We start from the raw sequence: 19,065 nt of genomic DNA on the forward strand, positions 1-19,065 counted from the left end.
GGAGCGTCAGACGGTCTCCCGCACGGCCCGGGCGACGATGCTCAGGCCCTCGTCCAGCTCCTCCGGCGTGACGGTCAGCGCAGGCAGCAGCTTGACGACCTCGCTCTCCGGGCCGGACGTCTCGATCAGCAGCCCGAGTTCGAACGCGCGCCGCGCGACCCGGCCGGCCCGCGCCTTCTCGTGGAACTCCAGGCCCCACACCAGACCGCGGCCCCGGTACTCCTTGACGTCGGCGAGGTTCTCCTCGGTGATGGAGATCAGCCCCTGCTCGACCTGCTCGCCGCGCGCCCGGGTCTGCTTCTCCATGGCCGACCCGTCGGCCCAGTACGTCTCGAGCGCGGCGGTGGCGGTCACGAAGGCGGGGTTGTTGCCGCGGAAGGTGCCGTTGTGCTCGCCCGGCTCCCACACGTCGAGCTCGGGCTTGAACAGACAGAGCGACATGGGCAGTCCGTAGCCGCTGATGGACTTGGACACGGTGACGACGTCCGGGACGATGCCGGCCTCCTCGAAGGAGAAGAAGGCCCCGGTGCGCCCGCACCCCATCTGGATGTCGTCGACGATCAGCAGCATGTCCTGGCGCTCGCACAGCGCCTTGAGCGCCCGCAGCCACTCGGGACGCGCGGCGTTGATGCCGCCCTCGCCCTGCACGGTCTCGACGATCACGGCCGCCGGCTTGTTGAGCCCGGAGCCCTGGTCCTCGAGCAGTCGCTCGAACCAGAGGAAGTCGGGGACCTGACCGTCGAAGTAGTTGTCGAACGGCATGGGCGTGCCGTGCACCAGCGGGACGCCGGCGCCGGCCCGCTTGAAGGCGTTGCCGGTCACGGCGAGAGATCCGAGGGACATGCCGTGGAAGGCGTTGGTGAACGACACGATGGCCTCGCGGCCCTTCACCTTGCGCGCCAGCTTCAGCGCGGACTCCACGGCGTTGGTGCCGGTCGGGCCCGGGAACATGACCTTGTAGGGCAGGTCGCGGGGGCGCAGCACCAGGTCCTGGAAGGTCTGCAGGAACGTCCGCTTGGCGACGGTCGACATGTCGAGCCCGTGCGTGACGCCGTCGCGCATCAGGTAGTCGATCAGCGCCCGTTTCAGCACGGGGTTGTTGTGGCCGTAGTTGAGCGATCCGGCGCCGGCGAAGAAGTCCAGGTACCGATGGCCGTCCTCGTCGTACATACGGCTGCCCTGCGCGCGGTCGAAGACGACGGGCCAGCCTCGGCAGTAACTGCGCACCTCGGACTCGAGGGTCTCGAAGACGCTGAGGTCGGGCTGGGTGAGGGTCACGGCGAAAACACTCCTCGGTGTGGGGTCGGCAGGAGAGCGGCACGGGGCGTGCGGACGTGCGGGGACGTGCGGGCGTGAGGGAGCGGTACGGGGGTGCGGGGAGGCGGGGGGAGCGGTACAGGAGCGGGGGAGGCGGGGGAGCGCGGGGGGATCAGAAGGAGAGCGGGCCGATCCGGTACAGCACCTCGGGGTCGTGCGGGCCGTCGGGGAACAGCCCGGAGCCGAAGAGCACCTCGCGGGTGACGCCCGCCCGGTGCCGCTCGGCGTACGACGCGAACAGCCGCTCGGAGGCGGTGTTGCCCGGCGTGACGGTGGTCTCCACGGCGGTGAGCGGGCGCTCCGCGGCGAGCCGCGCGGTCAGCCCGTCGAGCAGCGCGGCGGCGAGTCCGCGGCCTCGGTGTGCGGCGTCGACGGCCACCTGCCAGACCAGCAGGGTGTGGGGGTCCTCCGGCCGTGCGTAGCCGGTGACGAACCCGACCGGCTCGCCGTCCTCCGCGCGCGCCACCGCCGAGGTGGCGGCGAAGTCGCGACACCACAGCAGGTAGCTGTAGGAGGAGTTCAGATCGAGCGTTCCGGATTCCTTGGCGAGACGCCAGAGGGCGGCTCCGTCAGCCACCGACGGGCGGTCGATACGCAGGTCTGCTTGTGCGGCAGTCATGCGGATGGAACTTACCGAGCGAAATTCGATAACGCATGGAGAGGCCGTGGTGATTTCGTGATGCCGCAGCGACTGAAGGGGTTTTTGCCCTGTTTCACACCGCGCAAAAGGTGCATATCGTTGAGCTTGTGCAATGCGTCACGCATTCCGGAGTGCTCGGAAGTGCTCCGAAATTGCTGCGTTTAGGTGCGGGGAAGTGGGGCAGAAGAACCCGGGAAACCTATCGCCGCAAGCCGCCCGGGAAATAACGGGAATGAATTCCTGAATTACCCGCCGTTCAGACTCCGGTCACCCCGTCGATACGCTCGTGAAGAATGTCGGCGTGGCCGTTGTGGCGGGCGTACTCCTCGATCAGGTGGACGAGCACCCAGCGCAGGCTGACCTCGACCCCGGTCATCGGGCCGTCCACGATCCGGCCGGTGTCCTCCGGCGACCGCCCGGCGATCAGCTCGCGCCCGCGGGCGATCTCCCGCGGCCAGGCGGTCAGCGCCTCGTCGAGCCCGCGGTCCGCGTCGAGTGCGTACCCGGTCCTGTCCGCGAAGACCGGCGGCACGTCGAGACCGGCGAATGCCCGCTGGAACCAGTTGCGTTCGACCTCGGCGAGATGCTGCACCAGGCCGAGCAGGGTGAGCGGGGACGGCTCGGCGGACGCCGTCCTCGCCTGCTCGTCGTCCAGCCCGGCGCATTTCAGCTCCAGCGTGGCCCGGTGGAACGCCGGCCAGCTCTCCAGCATGGGGAGTTCCTCGCCGGTCAGCAGGGGGATCGGGCGGCCGTCGGGAAGGGTGCGGTGCGCGTCGGCGGTCATGGCGGCAGCATGCCACCCGCCTCCGACCGAGGCGGTCGGTTCCGGCCGCCCTCCACTCGCCTCGGCGGCCGGGTCAGCCGCGGCCGCCCTCCACGGCCCGGCGGGCCGCGTCGAGGTCGACGGTCAGGCCCCGCTCGCTCAGCGCGGCGCCCAGCGCGGCCAGGGAGTCGCGCACCGCGTCCAGGGTCGCGTCCGGCCCGTAGTGGTTGACCCGGATCATCTCGCCGGCCAGTGCGCCCCCGCCCGCGGCCAGCGGCAGCGCGGGGTCGCTCGCCAGCGCCCGGGCCACCAGCTCCGACGCAGGCACGCCCGCCGGCGCCCTGAGGGTGGTGGCGACCGGCGCCGCCTCCGCCGCGTCGTGCACGTACGGCTCGAGCCCGCCGCCCAGCGCCAGCGCCCCCGCCCGTGTCGCCGCCGCGGCGGACGCGTGCCGGGCCGTCACCGTCTCCAGCCCCTCGGTCTCGATCCGCTCCACGCACGCCTCGAGGGCCAGCATCTCCAGCTGTGCCGGCGCGTGCAGCAGGGCCTTGCGGCCGCCGTCGATCCACCGGTGCTTCCAGTCCAGCAGGGACAGGTACGAGCGGCGCGGGGCCGTCGGGTTGGCGGACATCCGCGCCCACGCCCGCTCGCTCACCGAGACCGCCGAGACGCCCGCCGGGCCGCCCATCGCCTTCTGCGCGCCGATCACGCACAGGTCCACTCCCCACGCGTCCGGCAGCACCGGCTCCGCGCCGATCGAGGCGACCGCGTCCAGGGAGAAGAGCGCGCCGTGCTCCCGCACCGCCTCGCCGATCTCCGCGACCGGGTTGGTGTTGCCGGTCGCCGCCTCGGCGTGCACCAGCGACACGAAGTCGATCTCCGGGTGCTCGGCGAACGCCTCGCGGACCTGGGCGGCCGTCACCGCCGTGTGGAAGGGGACCGCCAGGTCGATCACGGTCGCGCCGCAGTCGCGCAGCCAGTCGCCGAAGGTCTGACCGTAGGGACCGGTGATCACGTTGAGGGCCGTGGTGCCCGGACCCGCGGCGCCCCGGATCGCGCCCTCCAGGGGCAGCAGCGCCTCGCCCTGCGTGACCACGACGTCCTGCCGGGTGTCCAGCAGCCGGGCCACCCGCGCCTCGATCGAGGCGAAACGCGCGGCGCTCAACGGTGCGAGGTCCAGGAACGGGTGTGTCACGACGATGCTCTCTTCACTGACTGGGTAGAGGTGACGAGAGTAACCGGGGCGCTCTCCCCTCACTCCACTGGTGACTTCGCAGGCCCAGCGGCCTCGTGACCATTGGATTGGTTTGAGAGTCCCAAACTTCTCCTTATAATCGGAACTCAAAGTTCCTCAAATCTCCCTTACAGGAAGGCCCGCCGTGATCACCCTCTCCGGGCGCCGGACCCGCATCCTGGCCGCAGCCACCGCGACGGCCGGGCTCGTGCTCGTGGCCGCCTGCACGTCGAGCGACGACGGCGGCAGCGGCTCCAAGACCGCCGCCGGCGGGGTCGAGCTCGTCAAGGCGGGCCAGCTCACCACCTGTACCCACCTGCCCTACCCGCCCTTCCAGTCGGAGATCGACGGCAAGGTGCAGGGCTTCGACGTCTCCCTGATCGACCTGGTCGCCAAGAACCTCGGCGTGAAGCAGGCGATCGTCGACACGCCCTTCGAGAACTTCAAGACGGGCGCCTTCCTCAACTCCGGCCAGTGCGACCTGGCCGCGGCCGGCATGACCATCACCGACGAGCGCAAGAAGAACGTCGACTTCTCCGACCCCTACTTCGAGGCCACGCAGGCCGTCCTCGTCGACAAGGGCGCGGGCGTCTCCTCGCTCGCCGAGGTGAAGTCCAAGGGCCTCAAGCTGGGCGCGCAGGCGCAGACCACCGGCGAGGACTACGCCGAGAAGCAGGGCCTCGACCCGGTCTCCTTCGAGTCCTCCGACGCCGTCCTCAACGGACTGCGCACCGGTCAGGTCAAGGCCGTCGTCATCGACTACCCGGTGGTCCAGGGCTGGTTGAAGGACAAGGCCAACGCCGGCGCCTTCACGGTCGTCGACAACCTCAACACCGGCGAGCAGTACGGCTTCACGGTGAAGAAGGGCAACGCGAAGCTGGTCGCCGCGATCAACAAGGCGCTGGCGGACGCGAAGGCCGACGGCACGTACAAGACGCTGTACGAGAAGTGGATCGGCCCGTACGACGCGTCCGCGGCCTCCCCGTCGGCGTCATGACCGCCGCGGACGTACCGCTCCAGCCGAAGCGGAAGGGGCTGACCCGGCGGCAGCGGCGCCGGCTGTCCAGGGGCCTGCAGTACGCCGTGTTCGTCGCCGCCGTGATCGTCTTCGCGGTGACGGCCGACTGGGGGCGGCTGAAGAACCAGTTCGCCCAGTGGGACATCGCGAAGGAGATGTTCCCCGACGTCATCACGCTGGCGCTGAAGAACACCGTCCTGTACACGCTGTCGGGCTTCCTGCTGGGGCTGGTGCTCGGCCTGGTCATCGCGCTGATGCGGCTGTCCTCGGTCGGCCCGTACCGCTGGGTGGCCGGCGTGTACATCGAGATCTTCCGCGGTCTGCCCGCCCTGCTGATCTTCGTGTTCATCGGCGTGGCCGTGCCGCTGGCCTTCCCCGGCACGGAGATCGTCGGCGGCACGTACGGCAAGGCGGCCCTCGCGCTCGGCCTGGTGGGCGCCGCGTACATGGCGGAGACGTTCCGTGCGGGCATCCAGGCGGTGCCCAAGGGGCAGATGGAGGCGGCGCGTTCGCTGGGCTTCTCGCCGGCCCGCGCGATGATCTCCATCGTCATCCCGCAGGCGTTCCGGATCATCCTGCCGCCGCTCACCAACGAACTGATCATCCTCTTCAAGGACTCCTCCCTGGTCCTGCTCCTCGGCGTGACCCTCCAGGAGCGCGAACTGTCCAAGTTCGGCCGGGACCTGGCCAGCGACACCGCCAACTCCACGCCCATCCTGGTCGCCGGCCTGTGCTACCTGCTGGTGACCGTCCCGCTCGGCTTCGTCGTGCGCCGCATGGAGGCCAAGGCCCAGGAGGCCGTGAAATGAGCCGACCCGAGATCGAAGTGCGCGGCCTGCACAAGGCGTTCGGCGACAACGAGGTGCTGCGGGGCATCGACCTGGAGATCGGCCGCGGCGAGGTCGTGTGCGTGATCGGCCCCTCCGGCTCCGGCAAGTCGACGCTGCTGCGCTGCGTGAACCTGCTGGAGGAGCCCACCGGGGGCCAGGTCTTCGTCGGCGGCACGGAGCTCACCGACCCCGATGTCGACATCGACGCCGTGCGACGCCGTATCGGCATGGTCTTCCAGCAGTTCAACCTCTTCCCGCACCTGTCGGTGACCGAGAACCTGACGCTGCCGCAGCGCCGGGTGCTCGGCCGCGGCAAGGCGGAGGCCGCGAAGACGGCCGCCCAGAACCTGGACCGGGTGGGCCTGTCGGAGAAGGCGCACGCCTACCCCTCCTCCCTCTCCGGCGGCCAGCAGCAGCGCGTCGCGATCGCCCGCGCCCTCGCCATGGGCCCCGACGTGATGCTCTTCGACGAGCCGACGTCGGCGCTCGACCCGGAGCTGGTCGGCGACGTCCTGGCCGTCATGCGCATGCTGGCGGACGAGGGTATGACGATGATGGTCGTCACCCACGAGATGACCTTCGCCCGCGAGGTCGCCGACCGGGTCGTCTTCATGGACGGCGGAGTGATCGTCGAGGACGGCGCCCCCGCGCAGGTCATCGGCGCCCCGCGGCACGAGCGCACCCGCCACTTCCTCTCCCGTCTCCTCGACCCGGCGATGGCCGAGGTGGAGGAGGAGACGTCCGACCAGGTGGGCGGGAGCACCGGCTAGGACGTGACCTAGGGTGCAGGCATGAGCGATCATCCGGTGCTGCACGTGAAGGGCAGGGTCCTCGCCGGGCCCGACGACGTCCGCGACGAGCTGTGGGTCGTCGGCGGCCGGATCTCCTACGCCCGTCCCGCGAGGGCCCGTGAGGTCCGCACCGTCGAGGGCTGGGCGCTGCCCGGTCTCGTCGACGCGCACTGCCACGTGGGCCTCGGCGGGCACGGGCCGGTCGAGCCGGACGTCGCGGAGAAGCAGGCGCTGACCGACCGCGAGGCGGGCGCCCTGCTGCTGAGGGACGCCGGCTCGCCCTCGGACACCCGCTGGATCGACGACCGCGACGACCTCCCGAAGATCGTCCGGGCGGGCCGGCACATCGCCCGCACCCGCCGCTATCTCCGCGGCTACGCGCACGAGATCGAGCCCGAGGACCTCGTCGCGTACGTCGCCCGGGAGGCCCGGCGCGGCGACGGCTGGGTCAAGCTGGTCGGCGACTGGATCGACCGCGAGGTCGGCGATCTGGCCCCCAGCTGGCCGCGGGCCGCCGCCGAGGCGGCCATCGCCGAGGCCCACCGGCTGGGCGCGCGGGTCACGGCGCACTGCTTCGCCGAGAACTCGCTGCGCGATCTGGTCGAGTCCGGCATCGACTGCGTCGAGCACGCGACGGGTCTGACGGACGACCTCGTTCCGCTGTTCGCCGAGCGGGGCGTGGCGATCGTCCCGACCCTGGTCAACATCGCCACCTTCCCGGATCTCGCGGCCGGCGGAGAGGCCAAGTTCCCGCGCTGGTCGGCCCATATCCGCAGGCTCCACGCGCGCCGGTACGACACCGTCCGCTCCGCCTACGACGCCGGCATCCCGGTCTTCGTCGGCACGGACGCCGGCGGCTCACTGCCGCACGGCCTGGTGGCGGCGGAGGTCGCGGAGCTGGTGACCGCGGGCATCCCCCCGCTGCAGGCGCTCTCGGCGACGACGTGGGGCGCACGCGCCTGGCTCGGACGCCCCGGCCTGGACGAGGGCGCGCCGGCGGACCTGGTGGTGTACGAGACGGACCCGCGCGCCGACGTGCGCGTGCTGGCGGCGCCCCGCAGGGTCGTGCTGAACGGGAAGATCGTGGGCTGACGGCGCAGAACGCACGTGCCAGGGAATTCGAAGACGTGCGCGGAAATCTCACGTTGGAGTGAACTCACCTCGGCGCGCTGACCGTTCACCCTTCGTACGCGATTCTTGCGGGGTCCCGAAGCGTCTCTTCTGGGGAGCCCACCCTTGAACGGCAACACCTTCCGCATGCCCGCACGCGCCCGTCGCGTCGCCGCCGCCCTGGCGGCCACGGCCCTGGCCGCAGGTCCCGCGGCCCTGGCCGGCGCGGGTCCCGCCCACGCGGGCGACGGCCCCGGCCGCGCGAGCGCCGCCGTGCTGCGCACCGACCTCGACGTGTCCCTGCTCAACAGAACCGCCGACGTCCCGCTCGCCGTCTCCCTCAACGAGGTGCACGCGCCGCAGAGCGCCGAGAAGACCGCGCTGACCGCCGAGTTGGACGGCGTCGCCGGCGGCAGACCCTTCAGCGTGCTGCGCGCCGACGTCGCCGAGGCCAGGGCCACGGCGGACGAGAGGAAGGCCGAGGCGTCCACCCGCCTCGTCCACGCCAGGCTGCACCTCCCCGGACTTCCGCTGCTCTCCCTCGTCGAGGTCGGCACGGTCACCTCGAAGGCGACCTGCGAGGCCGGCCGGGCTCCGGTCGCCGTCGCGAACCTGCTGGGCTCGGTCACGGTCCTGGGCAAGAAGGTGTCGGTGAGCACGGGCGGCACGACGGACGTGAAGGCGCCGGGCGTGGGGGAGGTCCGCCTGGAGCTGTCGAAGCGCGCGACCACCACCCGCACGGCCGCCGCCACCGCCCTCGAACTCACCGTCTCCGTCGACCCGTTGAAACTGAACGTCGCCGACGTCACCGGCACGGTGACGCTCGCCGCCGCCTCCTGCGAGACGCCCGCCGGGCAGCCGGAGGAGCAGACCGGGGAACAGGGCCGGTCCCAGGGCGGGGCGTCGGAGAAGGGCGAGGAGCGGGAACGGCCGGCCGCGGCGAGCGCCGCTCCGGCCCCCGACGTCAGACCGCAGGGCGCGCCCGCCGAGGCGGACCTGGCCCGGACCGGCGGCGGTTCGCCCGCCCCGTACGTCGCGGGCGGCGCCGCGGCGCTGCTGCTCGCGGGCGTGGCAGCCGTGGCGCTGACCCGCCGACGCGCCTGACCGAACCGGGCGGGGCGCGGCAGCACGGACGCCGACGTCCCCCGGCGCCCGTGCCCGCCCCGCCCTTCGCCTTCCTCCAGGCCCCGCCCGCCTCCGGCGTCACCCCGAGCGGCTCTGCCTGCGCCCTGCCGTCCGGGTCCCGCCTTCGTGTCCTGCTCGCGCGGTGCCGTCGCGTCCCGCGCGGGCGGTCGCGTTCCGGCCGCGCGCGTCGCGCCTCTACGCCCGAGTCGCGGTCTCCCCTCGCGCGGGCCCTCCTGATCCGTGCGTCGGGCGTCGTCAGTTGCGGGTCAGTGCCAGGGCCTGGTCCAGGGCCTGGAGGAAACGGTTCACCGTCACCCGGTCCCGTACCGCCAGCCGCAGCCACTCCTCGTCCAGCCCGGGGAAGGTGTCCCCGCGCCGGACCGCGTACCCCAGGACCCGCAGCTGACGGCGGACCGCGGCCGCCCGCGGCAGCCGGACGAGCACGAAGGGGCCCTCGGCCGGACCCGCCACCCTCAGCCCGTCCGAGGCGAACTCCTCGAGTCCGGCGACGAGATGGGCCCGGTCCGCGGCGATGCGGTGCGCGGCGTGCGCGGCCTCCGCCAGCGCCTGCGGTTCCACGCACGCCTGCGCGGCGGCCAGCGCCGGCGTGGACACCGGCCACAGCGGCTGTGCCCGCTCCAGCTCGGCGATCGTCTCCGGCGCCGCGAGGACGTACCCGATCCGCAGCCCCGCGAGCCCCCAGGTCTTGGTCAGGCTGCGCAGCACCACCAGCCCGGGCACGTCCGTCCGCCCGGCGAGAGCCTCCCGTTCGCCCGGCACCGCGTCCATGAACGCCTCGTCGACCACGAGCGTCCGTCCGGCGCGCGCCAGCCGCCGGAGCGTGTCCGCGGGGTGCAGCACCGAGGTGGGGTTCGTCGGATTGCCCACCACCACGAGGTCGGCGTCGTCGGGAACGGCCGCCGGATCCAGCCGGAAGTCGTCCCGCGCGCGCAGCAGCACCCGGCCCACCTGGTGCCCGGCGTCGCGCAGCGCCGCCTCCGGCTCGGTGAACTGCGGATGCACGACCACCGGCCGCCGCACCCGCAGGGCCCGCGCCAGCAGCACGAAGGCCTCCGCCGCGCCCGCCGTCAGCAGCACCCGCTCCACGGGCAGCCCGTGCCGCGCCGCGACGGCCGCCCGCGCGGCACGTCCGTCGGGATAGGCCGCGAGACCGCCGAGGGACGCGGCGACCCGCTCGCGCAGCCAGCGCGGAGGAGTGTCCGCGCGGACGTTCACGGCGAGGTCCACCAGGGCCGAGCCGTCGTCCCGCGTCTCGGCGTCCCCGTGATGGCGCAGGTCGTGTACGCCGTCGGGACTCCCGGTCAGGCCGTCGGCGTGCTCGTCGGCTCTTCCGTCAGCGTGTCCGTCAGTGTGCATGGGAGTGCGCGTTTCCCTGTCCGTGAGGGTGATGCCCGTGTGGGGGATGTCCGTGCGGGTCGCGCCCGCCGCGGCGGGTCCGTCGCGGTCGCCGCGGGCGCCGGGGCGGGAGGCGGTCGCGAGCCCGCCGGCGTCGTCCGGGGGCGCGTGGGCGGTTCCGGGCGGCGTGGCGGCCGGCGGTGCAGGCAGGCCCGTCCGGCGCGCGACGGCGCAGGTCGCCCTCGCCGGAGTCCCGGCCGACCTGCGCTTGGGCACCACGAGCTCACCGCCCCCGACCAGCGCGGCCGCCTCCGCCACCGACGCGGTGCCCAGGGCGGCGAGCGGCGCGTCGGAGGGGTGGGGCACCGCCACACCGGCCAGCTCCCGCGCGGAGTACGTCACCACGGGCACGCCGAGCCGCCGTGCGGCCTCCACGAGGCCCGGCTCGCCGGCCCTGACGTCGACGGTGGCGAGCTCGGCGAGGTCGCGCACCGAGCGTCCGGTTTCCCGCAGCGCGCTCTCCACCAGGTCGAGCACCTCGGCGGCGGGAACGCCCGTGGACGCCCCGACCCCGACGACGAGGGACGTCGCGGCGTCCCCGTCCACGGTGGCGGACGTCACGGGCGCGTGGCCCGGGCGGCCGGGGACGGCGTCGGTCATGCGGGCACGTCCTCTCTCCGTCGTCTGTGCGGGTTCAGGGGGCTCGGCGGCTTCGGGGGCTTCGGGGGCTTCGGCGGTGTTTGCGGTTGCGGTGCTCTCCGCGGTGGTCTTCGCGTTCCGGCGGCTTCAGAGTCTCCGGAGCTTCGTCCGGTCCTCGGGCCGTCGGGCCGTGGCGCGGATGTGCGCGATCGGGGGTCGATCGGATAGCAAGGGGGCATGGCGGTCTTCGTCGCGCTCGGCGCGTTCCTGATGACGCTGGCCGGCGGCTGGACGGCGCAGCGCGTGACCGACCGCCGTCACCTCGTGCTGGGCCTGGCCGGCGGCCTGATGTTGGGCGTGGTCGGCCTGGACCTGCTGCCGGAGGCCCTCGACGCGGCCGGCGCGGAGGTCTTCGGCGTTCCCGCCGCGCTGCTGCTCTTCGTGGCCGGGTTCCTGCTGGCCCATCTGGTGGAACGGCTGCTCGCGGCGCGCCAGGCCGCGCACGGCGCGGAGGAGGCGACCCTGCGCGCGCCGGAGGTGGGTCTCACGGCCGCCGCCGCGATGGTCGGGCACAGCGCGATGGACGGCGTGGCGATCGGCGCGGCCTTCCAGGTGGACGGCGGCATGGGAGCAGCCGTGGCGCTGGCGGTCATCGCCCACGACTTCGCGGACGGCTTCAACACGTACACGATCACGAGCCTCTACGGGAACGCCCGCCGCAAGGCCCAGGCCATGCTGGTCGCGGACGCGGCGGCCCCGGTCGCGGGCGCGGCCTCGACGTCCTTCGTCACCATCCCGGAGCAGGTGCTCGGCGGCTATCTCGGGTTCTTCGGGGGCGCGCTGCTGTACCTGGCGGCCGCCGAGATCCTCCCGGAGGCCCACCACGAGCACCCGGCCCGCTCCACCGTGCTGTGCACGATCGCGGGCGCGGCCTTCATCTGGCTGGTGGTCGGCCTGGCGTCCTGAGAGCCCGTGCCCGCACCCGCACCCGTGCGCATGCCCGTGCCCGCGCGCCGGGAGGAGTCCGGTCACGGCACGCGGTCCCGGCCCCCGGGCGGCCCCCACGGCCGGCCCGCCGCTCATGACGTGCGGCACCTCTCCACGAACCGGCGGACCACGCCCGGCTCGGACGCCCAGTGCGTGTGCAGATAGCTCGCGTGCACACCCCGCTCCACGAACCCCTCGAGCCGCCGCTGCGGGGTCCGCAGCCCCCATGCGGGGGTCGTGCCCGCGCCGGGCTCCACGACGGTCCGGTGGAACTCGTGGCCCCGCATCCGGGTCCCGGTCACGGCCAGCGCGCTGTCGCTCACGGCGACCGCGTCCCGGTACCCGAGTGTGAGCCGTCCGCTCATCCGCGCCGTCGCGTCGAGCACCCCGCACATGGGCTGCCCGTCCAGCTCGCGGCACAGATAGAGCAGCCCGGCGCACTCGGCGGCGACGGGCGCCCTCTGGTCCACCAGGGCCGCCACCGCCTTGCGCAGCGGCTCGTTCGCGGACAGCTCGGCCGCGTACACCTCGGGGAATCCGCCCCCGACGACCAGCCCGGCGGTTCCTTCGGGCAGGTGCTCCTCCCGCAGCGGATCGAAGGGGACGACGTCGGCGCCGGCGGCGGTGAGCAGCTCGGCGTGCTCCGCGTAGGAGAACGTGAACGCGGAGCCGCCCGCGACGGCGACCACCGGCCGCCTGACCGGTGCGTCGATCGCGGGTGCGTCGAGAGTCGGCGCGTCGAGAGCCGGCGCGGGCACGGCCCGCAGGGCCTCGGCCGCGTCCCACTGCGCGCAGAACAGGTCTCCCGCACCGCGCGCCAGCGCGAGCAGCGCCTCGAGGTCGCACCCCTGCGCCACCTGCGCCGCCATCGCCGCGACGGAGTCCACCGCCTCGGCCCGCCGTTCCGCGACCGGCACGAGCCCGAGGTGCCGGGACGGCGTGTCGACCCGCGGCGCCCGTCGCACGACGCCCAGCACCGGCGTCCCGGCCGACTCCAGCGCGTCCCGCAGCAGTTCCTCGTGCCGGTCGGAGGCGACCTTGTTGAGGATCACGCCCCCGACCCGCACCTCCGGGTCCCAGGACACGAACCCGTGCACCAGCGCCGCCACCGACCGGGACTGCGACGAGGCGTCGACCACGAGCACCACCGGCGCCCGCAACAGCTTCGCCACCTGGGCGGTGGAGGCCAGTTCGCCCTCTCCCGCCGCCCCGTCGTACATCCCCATCACGCCCTCGACGATCGCCAGGTCGCAGCCGCGCGCACCGTGCGCGAACAGCGGGCCGACCAGCTCCGGCCCGCACAGGTACGCGTCGAGGTTGCGGCCCACCCGCCCGGTCGCGAGCGAGTGGTACCCGGGGTCGATGTAGTCCGGTCCGACCTTGTGCGGGGACACGGCGAGCCCGCGCGCGGCGAACGCGGCCATCAGCCCCGTCGCGACGGTCGTCTTGCCGCTGCCCGAGGAGGGCGCGGCGATGACGAGCCGCGGCACGGAGCACGAGGCCGAGGACGCCGGCGGCGGGGACGCGGACGACGTCGCCGCAGAAGGCGTCGCTGCAGGGGGAGTCAGCACGGCGTCACCACTCGATGCCCCTCTGCCCCTTCTGCCCCGCGTCCATCGGATGCTTGACCTTGGACATGTCGGTGACCAGGTCGGCGAAGTCCACGAGCTTCTCGGGCGCGTTGCGGCCGGTGATGACGACGTGCTGCGTCCCGGGCCGCTCCCGCAGCACCGAGATCACCTCGTCGACGTCGATCCACCCCCAGTGCAGCGGGTAGGCGAACTCGTCGAGCACGTACAGCTTGTACGCCTCCGCGGCGAGGTCCCGCTTGACCTGCTCCCAGCCCTCGCGGGCCTTCTCCTCGTTGCTGGAGTTGTCCCCCTGGAGGTCGCGCTGCACCCACGACCAGCCCTCGCCCATCTTGTGCCAGTCGACGGAGCCGCCCTGCCCGGACGCCCCCAGCACCCGCAGCGCGTTCTCCTCGCCGACCTTCCACTTCGCCGACTTGACGAACTGGAACACCCCGATCGGCCACCCCTGGTTCCAGGCCCGCAGCGCGAGCCCGAAGGCGGCGGTCGACTTCCCCTTGCCGACGCCCGTGTGCACCATGACGAGCGCCCGGTTACGGCGCTGACGCGTCGTCAGTCCGTCGTCCGGCACGACGCTCGGCTGTCCCTGCGGCATTAAGCGGCCCTCCTCGAAGTCCCCTGCACGTCTTTCACCAGTCCCGCGATGGAGTCCGCCCGCAGCTCGTCGAGCGTGACGGCGGTGCCCCCCAGCTCCGCGGCGAGCTCCCCGGCGAGCCCGAGCCGCACCGGCCCCGACTCGCAGTCCACGACCACGCTCGCCACGCCCTCGGCGGCGAACAGCCGGGCTGCCCGCCCGGCCGTCGCGACCGGCTCGGGGCCGCCGGTCGCCCGTCCGTCCGTCACCACGACGACCAGCGCCCGCCGCGCCGGATCCCGCAGCCGCTCCACGCGCAGCACGTCGTGCGCCCGGAGCAGCCCGGCGGCCAGCGGTGTGCGCCCCCCGGTGGGCAGCGACTCCAGGCGCACGGCGGCCGCGTCCACCGACGACGTGGGCGGCAGCGCGACGTCCGCGCCCGCGCCCCGGAAGGTGACGAGTCCGACCTTGTCCCGCCGCTGGTACGCGTCGAGCAGCAGCGACAGCACCGCGCCCTTCACCGCGCCCATCCGCTGCCGGGCCGCCATCGACCCCGAGGCGTCCACGACGAACAGCACGAGGTTGCCCTCGCGCCCCTCCCGGACCGCCTGCCGCAGATCGTCGCGCCGCACCACCAGCCCCGGCCCGGACCGTCCCCGCGCCCGCTGGTGCGGGGCGGCCGCGTGCACGGTCGCCGCCAGATGCAGCTTGGTCAGGGCGCCCCGGGGGCGCCGCGCGCCCGTGGTCCGGCCATGCTCGGTGCGCGCACGCGACCGCCGCCCGGCGGCGCCCTCGCCGATGCCGGGCACGCTCAGCGTCTTCGTGCGGAAGGGCTCGGCGGCCCGCACGGGGGACTGCTCCCCGGCCCCCGGTCCGCCCGGCTGCGGCTGTGCGTCGCCCTCCCCGCTCCGCCCGGCGTCGGGACCGGCGTCGCCCTGCGGCGGCACGGTGGCGTCGTCGGCGGTGTCGTGGGCCGTGTCGCCGGGCTGCGGCGGCAGGCCGCCCCCGCCGTCAGGTCCGCCCCCGGGGCCGTCCGGACCGGGGTCGGGGTCCTCCTCGTCCGAGCCGCCGAACTCCTCCAGCGTCTCGTCGAGCTTGTCCTCGTCGAGTCCGGGCGCGTCGAAGGGGTTGCGCCGCCTGCGGTGCGGCAGCGCGAGCAGCGCCGCCTGCCGTACGTCCTCCGCGAGCACGTCGGTCCGTCCGGCCCACGCGGCCAGCGCGGTCGCCGTGCGCGCCATGACGATGTCGGCGCGCATGCCGTCCACCTCGAACGCGGCGCAGGTCGCCGCGATCTGCCGCAGCGCCGCGTCGCCCAGCCGCACCGAGGGCAGCAGTTCGCGCGCGGCCGTGATCCGGCCGCGGACGGCGGCCTCCTCGTCGGCCCAGCGCGCGGCGAACGCCTCGGGGTCGTCGTCGTGAGCGAGCCGCCGTCGCACCACCTCCACGCGCTGGTCGGGGTCGCGCGAGGCCGCCACCTCCACCGTCAGCCCGAACCGGTCGAGCAACTGCGGCCGCAGCTCGCCCTCCTCGGGGTTCATGGTGCCGACGAGCAGGAACCGGGCCGCGTGCCGTACGGAGACGCCCTCGCGCTCGACGTACGAGGCGCCCATCGCGGCCGCGTCCAGCAGCAGGTCGACCAGATGGTCGTGGAGGAGGTTGACCTCGTCGACGTACAGAACGCCCCGGTGCGCGTCGGCGAGGAGCCCCGGCTCGAAGGCCTTCACGCCCTCCGCCAGCGCCCGTTCGATGTCCAGCGCGCCCACCAGCCGGTCCTCGGAGGCGCCGACCGGCAGCTCCACCATCCGCGCCGGCCGCCTCTCGGACGCCCCCGGCTCGTGCGGTCCGTCCGGGCAGCCGGGGTCGGGCGAGGCCGGGTCGCAGGAGAACCGGCAGCCGGTCACCGCGTCCAGGGCCGGCATGAGCGCCGAGAGCGCCCGTACCGCCGTCGACTTGGCCGTGCCCTTCTCGCCGCGCACCAGCACGCCGCCCACCGCCGGCGACACGGCGTTCAGCAGCAGCGCGAGCCGCAGGTCGTCCTGGCCGACGACGGCCGTGAACGGGAAAGGAGTACTCACTTCTCGTTGCCTTCCAACTCGCCCTCCGGCACGGGACGGACGTCCCGCGGCCGTTCGGTGGTGCCGCGCCGAGCGCGGGGGCCGGACTCCCCGGTGAACGGGACGCCGCCCGCCGACGGCGACGGCCCGTCGACCGTGCGGGTGCTCGACCGGACGCTCGACGGGGTGCTCGGCCGGACGCTCATACGGGCGCTCCCGGGGGAACGAACGGCAGCCCCTGCGGCGCGCCCGACTCGATCAGCCGCCAGAGCGCGTCGGTGTCCGCGTGCTCCTCGATCAGGTCGCCGAGCCGGTCCAGCTGCTCCTCGCGCAGCGCGGCGAACGAGGTGTCGGGAGCGGGCACGAAACGCCGGCCCGAGGCCGCGGCGACCTCCCGCAGAAAGGCCCGCCGGAACCCGTCCGACTCCAGTGAGCCGTGCCAGTGCGTGCCCCAGACCTGCCCGACCCGGCAGCCGTCGAGGGGGTTTCCGAGGTCGTCGCGCAGGAACGCCTCCCCGCCGTCCACGGCGGCCACCCCGTGATGGATCTCGTACCCCTCGACGGACTCGCCGAGGGCTTCGCCCACCGGGCGGGCGAGGGTCTTCTCCGGGGCGAACCGCACCCGCACGGGGAGCAGTCCGAGCCCGTCGACCCCGCCGATCCGGCTCTCGACGTCGTCCTCGATCCGCCCGCCGAGGATCTGGTAGCCCCCGCAGACGCCGAGGACGGGCCGCTGCTCGGCGGCCCTGCGCACCAGCGCGTCGGCCAGGCCGCGCTCGCGCAGCCACTGAAGCGCCCGCACGGTGCCCCGGGTCCCCGGCACGACGACCAGGTCGGCGTCGGCCAGTTCCTCGGGCCGGTCGACGAACCGCACGACGACGCCGGGCTCGGCGGCCAGCGCGTCCACGTCGGTGAAGTTGGACATCAGCGGGACCGCGCAGACGGCGACCCGCAGCACGTCCTCGCCGACCGGCGGGGCGGTGTTCGACTCCCGCACGGTTCCCCGCAGCGAGACCCGCAGCCCGTCCTCCTCGTCGATCCCGAGCCCGTGCCGGAACGGCAGCACCCCGTACGTCCGCCGCCCGGTGAGCCCCTGCAGCATGTCCAGGCCCGGCTCCAGCAGGGAGACGTCGCCCCGGAACTTGTTGACGAGGAACCCGGCGACCAGTTCCTGGTCCTCAGGCGACAGCAGGGCCACGGTGCCGAAGAACGACGCGAAGACGCCGCCCCGGTCGATGTCGCCGACGACGAGCACGGGCAGCCGCGCGCTGCGCGCGATCCCCATGTTCACGATGTCGGTCCGCCGCAGGTTGATCTCGGCGGGACTGCCCGCCCCCTCACAGATCACCGCGTCATACGTGCCCCGCAACTCGGCGAGACAGTCGAGAACGGTGCCGAGGAGTCTTTGCTGCCGGCCGCCGTGATAGCCGCGGGCGCTCATCTCGCCCACCGCCCTGCCCAACAGCACGACCTGGCTGCTGCGTTCCCCGCCCGGCTTGAGCAGCACGGGGTTCATCAGCGCGGTCGGCTCCACCCGGCAGGCCTGCGCCTGCATGGCCTGCGCCCGTCCGATCTCGGCGCCCTCCCGCGTCACGAAGGAGTTGAGGGACATGTTCTGCGCCTTGAACGGCGCGACCTTGACGCCCTGTCGCACCAGCCACCGGCAGATCCCCGCGGTGACGACGCTCTTGCCGGCGTCGGAGGTCGTGCCGGCGACGAGGAGCCCCCCGCTCATGACTGACGTCCCTTCGCGACCAGGCGCGCGGCGACGGTGACGCCGAGCGCGAGCAGACCGACGCGGCGGGAGAGCCGCGCGGCGCGTTCGATGTCGTGCACGGCGACGGCCCGTCCGGCCGCCCCGTTGAGCACCGGCCGGTGCTCGACCCGCCCGCCGTAGGACAGGGTCCCGCCCAGCCGCAGGCCGAGCGCGCCCGCGAAGGACGCCTCCACGGGGCCCGCGTTGGGGCTCGGGTGACGGCGGGCGTCGGCACGCCACGCGCGCAGCGCGCCGCGCGGGTCGTCCCCCGCCGCGGCGGCCAGCACGGCGGTCAGCCGCGCCCCCGGCCACCCGGCGAGGTCGTCGAGCCGGGCGGCGGCCCAGCCGAAGCGCAGATACCTCGGCGAGCGGTGACCGACCATCGCGTCGAGGGTGTTGACGGCCCGGAACCCGACCAGACCCGGCACGCCGCCCACGGCGCCCCACACCAGTGCCCCGACGACGGCGTCGGAGGTGTTCTCGGCGACGGACTCCACGACGGCCCGGGCGATCCCGTCGGCGTCCAGCGCCTGCGGATCCCGCCCGCACAGATGCGGCAGTCGTTCGCGGGCCGCCTCGACGTCCCCCGCCTCCAGGGCCCGCCCGATCGCGCGGGCCTCGCGGACGAGCGAACTGCCCCCGACGACGGCCCAGGTGGCGGCGGCGGTCAGGGCGACGGAGGCGGCGGGGGAGCGGCGCACACCTCGCGAGGCGGCGGCCCCCAGGGCGACGGCGCCCCCGGCGCACACCACGGTGTGCAGGGCGCCCCACCCCCGGTGGTCCCGCCACAGCAGCCGTTCGACGGCGCCCGCGGCCCGCCCGAACACGGCGACCGGATGCCCGCGGCGGGGGTCGCCGAGGAGCAGGTCGCCGAGCAGGCCGACGGCGGCGCCGTACGCGTGGACGCGCTCGGCACCCATCGGGTCAGCCGGCTGTGGGGGCGGGGATCGGCTCGGTGGTGACGCTCGGTCGGCAGCCGCACATGGCAGAGGTCCTCACTCAGGGTGTCCGCGCCCTGGTTCGACGAGACCGGCGGCGAGAGTTCCTGGCTCCCGGGGGGTTACCTCCCCGGTGACAGTGGCGGGACCGCGCCGGAATCGCACCGGCTTCCTCTTCTGCCGCCGTACATGGCCCGGGCAGTCCACCACGGGCCCGGAAGGGCCGTCAACTTGCCGTTGACCTGCGCGGGGAGGATGTGCAGAACCCCACACGGCGGGTCCGGCGGGGTCCGGGAACGGGGCGCGGAGCGCGCGGACGGGAACGGGGTGCGGGACGGCGATCG

The 19,065-nt window shown here is 74.0% G+C and carries 17 protein-coding genes and 1 riboswitch; of the genes, 6 read left to right on the forward strand and 11 right to left on the reverse strand.

All coding sequences use genetic code 11. The annotated features are described in order from the left end of the window. Nucleotides 1–6: 6 nt before the first annotated feature. The 4 genes from ectB to ABT300_RS30055 form a co-directional block, all read right to left on the reverse strand. Complete coding sequence (ectB, locus tag ABT300_RS30040; RefSeq protein ID WP_351682126.1) at nucleotides 7–1,278, reverse strand: diaminobutyrate--2-oxoglutarate transaminase; 1,272 nt, start codon at nucleotides 1,276–1,278, stop codon at nucleotides 7–9. 151 nt (nucleotides 1,279–1,429) lie between these two features. Continuing rightward, a complete protein-coding gene (gene ectA / locus ABT300_RS30045; protein WP_351682129.1) occupies nucleotides 1,430–1,936 on the reverse strand; it encodes a diaminobutyrate acetyltransferase in 507 nt (168 codons plus the stop codon). A gap of 277 nt (nucleotides 1,937–2,213) precedes the next feature. After that, nucleotides 2,214–2,741: a DinB family protein gene (locus ABT300_RS30050; protein ID WP_351682132.1), complete on the reverse strand. Its 528-nt coding sequence runs from the start codon at nucleotides 2,739–2,741 to the stop codon at nucleotides 2,214–2,216. 73 nt (nucleotides 2,742–2,814) lie between these two features. After that, entirely contained in the window at nucleotides 2,815–3,915 is a 1,101-nt protein-coding gene (locus ABT300_RS30055; protein ID WP_351682135.1) for a pyridoxal-phosphate-dependent aminotransferase family protein, read from the reverse strand. A 184-nt stretch (nucleotides 3,916–4,099) separates the two neighbouring features. Between ABT300_RS30055 and ABT300_RS30060 the strand changes: the two genes are divergently transcribed. The 5 genes from ABT300_RS30060 (at nucleotide 4,100) to ABT300_RS30080 (ending at nucleotide 8,807) form a co-directional block, all read left to right on the forward strand. Then, a complete protein-coding gene (locus tag ABT300_RS30060) occupies nucleotides 4,100–4,951 on the forward strand; it encodes a transporter substrate-binding domain-containing protein (protein WP_351682137.1) in 852 nt (283 codons plus the stop codon). After that, complete coding sequence (locus ABT300_RS30065) at nucleotides 4,948–5,781, forward strand: amino acid ABC transporter permease (protein ID WP_351682140.1); 834 nt, start codon at nucleotides 4,948–4,950, stop codon at nucleotides 5,779–5,781. The genes ABT300_RS30060 and ABT300_RS30065 overlap by 4 nt, the downstream gene beginning before the upstream one ends. Further along, the gene (locus ABT300_RS30070) at nucleotides 5,778–6,572 is read left to right on the forward strand and encodes an amino acid ABC transporter ATP-binding protein (protein WP_351682143.1); all 795 of its coding nucleotides are present in this window, start codon (nucleotides 5,778–5,780) and stop codon (nucleotides 6,570–6,572) included. Before ABT300_RS30065 ends, ABT300_RS30070 begins: the two co-directional genes overlap by 4 nt. A 21-nt stretch (nucleotides 6,573–6,593) precedes the next feature. After that, complete coding sequence (locus ABT300_RS30075) at nucleotides 6,594–7,685, forward strand: amidohydrolase family protein (RefSeq protein ID WP_351682145.1); 1,092 nt, start codon at nucleotides 6,594–6,596, stop codon at nucleotides 7,683–7,685. A 144-nt stretch (nucleotides 7,686–7,829) separates the two neighbouring features. Further along, on the forward strand, nucleotides 7,830–8,807 hold the full coding sequence (locus ABT300_RS30080) for an SCO1860 family LAETG-anchored protein (RefSeq protein ID WP_351682148.1): 978 nt from the start codon (nucleotides 7,830–7,832) through the stop codon (nucleotides 8,805–8,807). Between the two features lie 276 nt (nucleotides 8,808–9,083). Here ABT300_RS30080 and cobC read toward each other — a convergent pair whose 3' ends face one another. Continuing rightward, nucleotides 9,084–10,844 (reverse strand): Rv2231c family histidinol phosphate aminotransferase CobC, encoded by a 1,761-nt coding sequence (gene cobC, locus ABT300_RS30085; protein WP_351682151.1) that lies wholly within the window; start codon nucleotides 10,842–10,844, stop codon nucleotides 9,084–9,086. A gap of 216 nt (nucleotides 10,845–11,060) precedes the next feature. On the opposite strand from cobC, the gene ABT300_RS30090 reads away from it, so the two are divergent. Beyond that, the gene (locus tag ABT300_RS30090) at nucleotides 11,061–11,789 is read left to right on the forward strand and encodes a ZIP family metal transporter (RefSeq protein ID WP_351682154.1); all 729 of its coding nucleotides are present in this window, start codon (nucleotides 11,061–11,063) and stop codon (nucleotides 11,787–11,789) included. A gap of 113 nt (nucleotides 11,790–11,902) precedes the next feature. Here ABT300_RS30090 and ABT300_RS30095 read toward each other — a convergent pair whose 3' ends face one another. The 6 genes from ABT300_RS30095 to ABT300_RS30120 form a co-directional block, all read right to left on the reverse strand. After that, nucleotides 11,903–13,300, reverse strand: a complete 1,398-nt coding sequence (locus ABT300_RS30095; RefSeq protein WP_351682157.1) for a cobyrinic acid a,c-diamide synthase CobB — start codon at nucleotides 13,298–13,300, stop codon at nucleotides 11,903–11,905. Between the two features lie 85 nt (nucleotides 13,301–13,385). Next, entirely contained in the window at nucleotides 13,386–13,994 is a 609-nt protein-coding gene (gene cobO / locus ABT300_RS30100; RefSeq protein WP_351682159.1) for a cob(I)yrinic acid a,c-diamide adenosyltransferase, read from the reverse strand. Then, nucleotides 13,994–16,048, reverse strand: coding sequence for a putative cobaltochelatase (locus tag ABT300_RS30105; protein WP_351682162.1), 2,055 nt, complete (start codon nucleotides 16,046–16,048; stop codon nucleotides 13,994–13,996). The genes cobO and ABT300_RS30105 overlap by 1 nt, the downstream gene beginning before the upstream one ends. After that, on the reverse strand, nucleotides 16,045–16,233 hold the full coding sequence (locus tag ABT300_RS30110) for a hypothetical protein (protein ID WP_351682165.1): 189 nt from the start codon (nucleotides 16,231–16,233) through the stop codon (nucleotides 16,045–16,047). Before ABT300_RS30110 ends, ABT300_RS30105 begins: the two co-directional genes overlap by 4 nt. Continuing rightward, the gene (locus ABT300_RS30115; protein WP_351682168.1) at nucleotides 16,230–17,762 is read right to left on the reverse strand and encodes a cobyric acid synthase; all 1,533 of its coding nucleotides are present in this window, start codon (nucleotides 17,760–17,762) and stop codon (nucleotides 16,230–16,232) included. Before ABT300_RS30115 ends, ABT300_RS30110 begins: the two co-directional genes overlap by 4 nt. After that, nucleotides 17,759–18,703 (reverse strand): cobalamin biosynthesis protein, encoded by a 945-nt coding sequence (locus tag ABT300_RS30120; protein ID WP_351682171.1) that lies wholly within the window; start codon nucleotides 18,701–18,703, stop codon nucleotides 17,759–17,761. The genes ABT300_RS30115 and ABT300_RS30120 overlap by 4 nt, the downstream gene beginning before the upstream one ends. Nucleotides 18,704–18,803: 100 nt before the next feature. Further along, a riboswitch (cobalamin riboswitch) is annotated at nucleotides 18,804–18,944 on the reverse strand. Nucleotides 18,945–19,065 lie beyond the last annotated feature (121 nt).

The organism is Streptomyces sp. NPDC001027 (assembly GCF_040299045.1).
GTDB lineage: Bacteria > Actinomycetota > Actinomycetes > Streptomycetales > Streptomycetaceae > Streptomyces.

Coding starts and splice junctions, on each gene's coding strand:
- ectA (WP_351682129.1), bottom strand. CDS start 1,936: ATGACTGCCGCACAAGCAGACCTGCGTATCGACCGCCCGTCGGTGGCT.
- ABT300_RS30050 (WP_351682132.1), bottom strand. CDS start 2,741: ATGACCGCCGACGCGCACCGCACCCTTCCCGACGGCCGCCCGATCCCC.
- ABT300_RS30065 (WP_351682140.1), top strand. CDS start 4,948: ATGACCGCCGCGGACGTACCGCTCCAGCCGAAGCGGAAGGGGCTGACC.
- ABT300_RS30070 (WP_351682143.1), top strand. CDS start 5,778: ATGAGCCGACCCGAGATCGAAGTGCGCGGCCTGCACAAGGCGTTCGGC.
- ABT300_RS30075 (WP_351682145.1), top strand. CDS start 6,594: ATGAGCGATCATCCGGTGCTGCACGTGAAGGGCAGGGTCCTCGCCGGG.
- cobC (WP_351682151.1), bottom strand. CDS start 10,844: ATGACCGACGCCGTCCCCGGCCGCCCGGGCCACGCGCCCGTGACGTCC.
- ABT300_RS30090 (WP_351682154.1), top strand. CDS start 11,061: ATGGCGGTCTTCGTCGCGCTCGGCGCGTTCCTGATGACGCTGGCCGGC.
- cobO (WP_351682159.1), bottom strand. CDS start 13,994: ATGCCGCAGGGACAGCCGAGCGTCGTGCCGGACGACGGACTGACGACG.
- ABT300_RS30110 (WP_351682165.1), bottom strand. CDS start 16,233: ATGAGCGTCCGGCCGAGCACCCCGTCGAGCGTCCGGTCGAGCACCCGC.
- ABT300_RS30115 (WP_351682168.1), bottom strand. CDS start 17,762: ATGAGCGGGGGGCTCCTCGTCGCCGGCACGACCTCCGACGCCGGCAAG.
- ABT300_RS30120 (WP_351682171.1), bottom strand. CDS start 18,703: ATGGGTGCCGAGCGCGTCCACGCGTACGGCGCCGCCGTCGGCCTGCTC.